Origin of the sequence: Actinokineospora sp., from assembly GCF_050699995.1 — a bacterium.
Taxonomy (GTDB): Bacteria; Actinomycetota; Actinomycetes; order Mycobacteriales; family Pseudonocardiaceae; genus Actinokineospora.
On the sequence record NZ_JBOHGC010000332.1, the window covers coordinates 1 to 4,841 of the forward strand.

The window sequence follows — 4,841 nt, forward strand, 5'->3', positions numbered from 1 at the left end:
GACCGACGCCGAGCGGCAGGGCCGCCAGGCCATGGCCGACATCCGCCGCACGGTCGGCCTGCTCGCCGCCGGGCCGTCGGGCACCCGGCCCGAACCGGGGATCGGCGACCTCGGCGACCTGGTCGACGACTTCCGGCGCGCCGGGCTGCGGGTCGAGTACCGGGTCCGCGGCGACGGGGCGGACGTGCCGCCGTCGGTTGGGCTCGGGCTGTACCGGATCACCCAGGAGTCCCTGGCCAACGTCGCCAAGCACACCCCGGACGCGACCGCCGAGGTCGACCTCGACATCGGCTCGGCCCAGGTCACGCTGTCGGTGCGCAACGACGCGCCCGCCGGGCCCTCGGCCGCGACCGAGCCGGGCTCCGGGGTGGAGGGCATGCGCAGGCGGGCCGACCTGCTCGGCGGCAGCCTGCACGCCGGTCCGGGGCCGCGCGGCTGGCTGGTCCACGCTGACGTCCCGCTCGGCATCGACAGCCCCGCCTGGTGCGCGCTGCGCCGCCGGGTCCAGGTAGGGCGCCGTGACCGTCGACGAGGTCCGCGTGCTGCTGGTCGACGACCAGGAACTGGTGCGCTCGGGGCTGCGGCGGATCCTGCGGCGCAAGGACGGCTTCGTGATCGTCGGCGAGTGCGCCGACGGCGACGAGGTGCCCGCCGCGCTCGCCACCGATCCCGATGTCGTGGTCATGGACCTGCGGATGAAGCGGGTGGACGGCATCGAGGCCACCCGGCGGCTGCGTGAGGGTGAGCAGCCCCCGCCGGTGCTGGTCCTGACCACCTTCGACGACGACGAACTGCTCTCCGGGGCGCTGCGGGCGGGCGCAGCCGGGTTCATCCTGAAGGACTCCCCCGCGGAGGATCTCATCAGCGCCGTGCGGGCGGTCGCCGCCGGCGGGGCCTGCCTGGACCCAGCGGTGACCGGCCGGGTCCTGACCGCGTATCGCAGCGTCCCGCCCGGTCCGGGCAACAGCTCGGCGGTCCGCGAGCAGCTGACCACGCGCGAGTTCGACGTCCTGAGCCAGCTTGGCCGGGGCTGGTCCAACACCGAGATCGCCCGGCGGCTGGGCATTTCCGAGGTCACGGTGAAGAGCCACATCGGGCACATCTTCGGCAAACTCGGCCTGCGCGACCGGGCCGCCGCGATCGTCTACGCCTTCGACCGCGGTGTCGTCGTACCCGGCGAGCCGCGCTGACCGAGCAATCCGGTTGCGCGGCACGAAAGAATTCGTGGGGACGCCCGATCAAAGGAGATCCCGCATGCTGCCGTGGACGGCCGAGTTCGCCGGACGGATCGACGAGCACGTGTTCGCCAGCGACCTGCTGCGCGGCAACTCACTCGGCGACCCGCATGAGCGGCCGCTGTGGGTGTACGTGCCGCCCGGCTACGACGAGGGCGACCGGCGCTACCCCACGGTGTACGTCATCCAGGGCTACACCGGCCACATCGCGATGTGGCGCAACCGCACCCCGTGGCGGCAGCCGTTCATCGAGTTGGCCGACGGCATCTTCGCCCGCGAGGAGGCCCCACCCGCGATCGTGGTCTACGTCGACGCGTGGACGTCGGTCGGCGGCAGCCAGTACCTCGACTCCCCCGGCACCGGCCAGTACCACTCGTACCTCTGCGACGAGGTGGTCCCGTGGGTGGATGAGCACTACCGCACCATGCCCGCCACGGCCCACCGCGCGATCACCGGCAAATCCAGCGGCGGCTACGGCGCGATGATCACCCCGATGCTGCGCCCGGACCTCTTCGGCGCCCTGGCCACCCATGCCGGGGACGCGTTGTTCGAGTCGACCTACCAAAAGGACTTCCCCCAGGTCGCCCGCCTGCTCCGCGACAACTACGACGGCTCATACGACAACTTCCTCGCCGACTTCCGCGGCGGCCGGATCGTGGGGACGAAGGACACCGACTTCCCCCTCATCGAGACGTACGGCTACGCCTCCTGCTACTCGGCCGACGAGGACGGAACGGTCCGCATCCCGTTCGACGACATCGGAGCGACCGTCCCCGAGGTCTGGGACCGCTGGCTGCGCTGGGACCCGGTCCGCATGGCCGCCCGCCCCGAGTTCGCCGAGGCCCTGCACTCCCTCAAGGCGATCTGGATCGACGCGGGCACCCAGGACGAGTACTACCTCGACTTCGGCGCGGTCGCCTTCCGCCGAGCCCTGGCGAAGGCAGGCGTACGCGACGACGTGGTGCGGCTGGAACTGTTCGAGGGCAAACACGGCGCGATCGAATACCGCTACCCGCTCGCACTGGCATGGCTGACCGAACGCATCTCCTGACAGCCGAGCTCACAGCGCCGAGCAGTCCGACTTGTCAGTCCAGCCTCCAACACACCGATACAACGCGAACGAGGTGTTGTAGCCATATCGAGCGCCGAGCACGTTGTACTCAGTCACGGTCACCCGCCCGGCAACGTAATGATCAGTGGCCGTCCCGTTCACCACCTCCAGGTAGGGCGACGTCGACGGCGCGGAAGACGTGACCAGGCCCCAAAACCGCGCCAGATGGTAAGAAGCACAGATGTTCGCGTCCAACACGTAGGCCCCAGCCGTCCCACACTGCGTGCCACCGGTTCCAGGATCCACCGGATGCCCATGCCCCATCCCGGTGATGTCGTAGATCTCCACGACGCCGCCGTAAACCCGATGCGGGTAACCGCCAACCGTGTCCCGCACCTCAGGAACCTGGTCAGTGCCCAGGACATTCGTCCACTGCTCGACGAGTTCCACCCCGTTCATCGGCCGCACCGTCGCATCGGCCGAACCGTGCCAAATGGACACTTTCGCGCGATGCCCCGAGTGAGCCGTCCGAACTTTGTCGCCCCACTGCGCCGGGGTCAGGTCCACCCCCGGGTTCATACAGCTGTACGCCGACGCAACCGTTGTGGCGCAGCCGAAGGGCAGCCCGGCGACCACTCCCCCGCCGGCGAACACCTCCGGGTAGGTGGCGAGCATGACCGCCGTCATCGCCCCGCCCGCCGACAACCCGCTCACGTGGGCGGCCGTCGCACCGAGGTCCTGTCGCATCCGGTCGACCATCTGCTTGATGGAGAGCGCCTCGCCCGCGTCCCGGCGGGTGTCACCGGGTTCGAACCAGTTGAAGCACGAGTTGGCGTTGTTCGCCTGCTTCTGCTCGGGGAAGACCACGGAGAACTTCCACTGGTCGGCGAGCCGGGTCCAACCGGAGCCCGGACCGTACCCGGCCGCGTTCTGGGTACAGCCGTGGAGGGCGACGACGAGCGGGCGGCCGGCGGCCAGGCCCGTGGGCACGTAGCGGAACATCCGCAGGTTGCCCGGGTTGGTGCCGAATCCGGTCACCTCTTGCAGGGTCGCGGCCTCGGCAGGTCTCGGCCGGGCGACCAACGACAGGGCGGCGACGAACAGGACGGCCACCGCGGCGGCGAGCATCGCGGCGGGTGGGTAGGCGGACCGGCGACCGGGCATGACGCGACCTCCACGCTGAGGCGATCTTTGTCCTCGATGCTAGGAACGCCCGGGCTCGCCGGCTCTGGTTCGCCACACCACTTTCCACCTCGGCCGGGTGTCGGCGAGAGCCACCGGCGGTGACTGTCACACCACTCGACTGGTTTCCCGGCACCCGTGCGGGGTATCCCGCGGGCACGTCGAACAGCCGGCGGTGAGAGACCCGACGGACGCGGATGGTGAGCATGGAAGCGGACCTCGATGACGCGTTGGCGCGTGGTTTGCGTGAGTATGTGCGGCGGGCACTGGGGCTGCGCGGAAACTCCTTCTACCTGCAGGCGGAGCGCCCCGCGAGCGTGTATCTCGCCCTCGACGGGCGACTGCCGCGGTTCCCGGACCGGGACGTGGCGCTGCTGTGGGACGAGGAGTGCGGCTGGGCGGCGGCGGTCGAGACGCACAGTGGGGAAGACCTGATCGTGGTCGCCTATCTGGGGCAGGACGTGCTGCCGACACCGGCGCTGGTCGCCGCCTGGGTGGCCCGGCTGCGCCGAGGCGACGCCGTCGGCTCGATCCGCCCGGTGCGGCTGCGCAGCGCGGACGCCGACGACGACCTGGCCGGGCAGTTGGCCGCGTTCGGGCGCGGCGTGGTCACGTCGACCTCCCGGACCGCCTGACCGGCGGGCCCGCGCTTGTCGGGCAGGATGGTGGTGTGCTCGTCGCCGTCCGGTCCGACACCCACGCGCCCCGCCACTGGAAGGGGTGCCCCGCGGCGGTCGCCGAGCACCTGCGTGGCGCCGACCTGATCCTGCACGCGGGTGACGTGTGCACCGCCGCCGTGCTCGACGAGCTTGCCGCGTTCGCCCCGGTCCATGCCGTGCTGGGCAACAACGACGGTCCCGACGTCGCCGCGTGGGGCGCTCCGGAGATCCTGGAACTCGACCTGGACGGGCTGCGGGTGGAGATGATCCACGACAGCGGCAAAGCCGACGGCCGCGCCGCTCGGCTGCGTCGCCGCTTCCCGGACGCCGATCTGGACTGTCCGATTGGGACGTCGACGACTTCGGCTTCGACGCTTGGGGCAACGATCTGGAACTCGTGGTCGACGCCGCCGGGCTCGACCGGTTCCCGCTGCTGGGGGTGTCCCAAGGCGGCGCGGTCGCGATGGCCTACGCGGTGCGGCCCGGAGCGGGTCTCGCGGCTGGTCCTCGTGGGCGCCTACGGCCGCGGCACGCTCGCCAGGGCGGACACCCCGGAGGACCGGGAGGAGGCCGACCTGGACCTGCGGCTCGGCCGCATCGGCTGGCGCTGCGGTTCCTCGACAGCCGCAACCACATCCTGACCGCCGACGAGCCGGCGTGGCCGGTCCTGATCGACGAGATCGACCGCTTCCTCGCCGCCGACCAGCGCCGCGT

6 protein-coding genes are annotated in these 4,841 nt (G+C 71.1%); 4 read left to right on the forward strand and 2 right to left on the reverse strand.

The genetic code is table 11. From position 1 onward, the window contains the following. Positions 1–468: hypothetical protein (locus ACRDSQ_RS16415; protein WP_431422147.1), on the reverse strand; the 468-nt coding region annotated here is incomplete at its 3' end. Between the two features lie 50 nt (positions 469–518). On the opposite strand from ACRDSQ_RS16415, the gene ACRDSQ_RS16420 reads away from it, so the two are divergent. Both ACRDSQ_RS16420 and ACRDSQ_RS16425 read left to right on the forward strand, forming a co-directional pair. Beyond that, a complete protein-coding gene (locus ACRDSQ_RS16420; RefSeq protein WP_431422149.1) occupies positions 519–1,190 on the forward strand; it encodes a response regulator in 672 nt (223 codons plus the stop codon). Between the two features lie 64 nt (positions 1,191–1,254). Next, the gene (locus ACRDSQ_RS16425) at positions 1,255–2,286 is read left to right on the forward strand and encodes an alpha/beta hydrolase (RefSeq protein ID WP_431422151.1); all 1,032 of its coding nucleotides are present in this window, start codon (positions 1,255–1,257) and stop codon (positions 2,284–2,286) included. Between the two features lie 9 nt (positions 2,287–2,295). On the opposite strand, the gene ACRDSQ_RS16430 is transcribed toward ACRDSQ_RS16425, so the two are convergent. Then, positions 2,296–3,450, reverse strand: coding sequence for an extracellular catalytic domain type 1 short-chain-length polyhydroxyalkanoate depolymerase (locus ACRDSQ_RS16430; protein ID WP_431422152.1), 1,155 nt, complete (start codon positions 3,448–3,450; stop codon positions 2,296–2,298). Between the two features lie 224 nt (positions 3,451–3,674). Between ACRDSQ_RS16430 and ACRDSQ_RS16435 the strand changes: the two genes are divergently transcribed. After that, entirely contained in the window at positions 3,675–4,103 is a 429-nt protein-coding gene (locus ACRDSQ_RS16435) for a DUF6292 family protein (protein ID WP_431422156.1), read from the forward strand. 35 nt (positions 4,104–4,138) lie between these two features. Next, the gene (locus tag ACRDSQ_RS16440; protein ID WP_431422154.1) at positions 4,139–4,768 is read left to right on the forward strand and encodes a metallophosphoesterase family protein; all 630 of its coding nucleotides are present in this window, start codon (positions 4,139–4,141) and stop codon (positions 4,766–4,768) included. Positions 4,769–4,841: the final 73 nt, after the last annotated feature.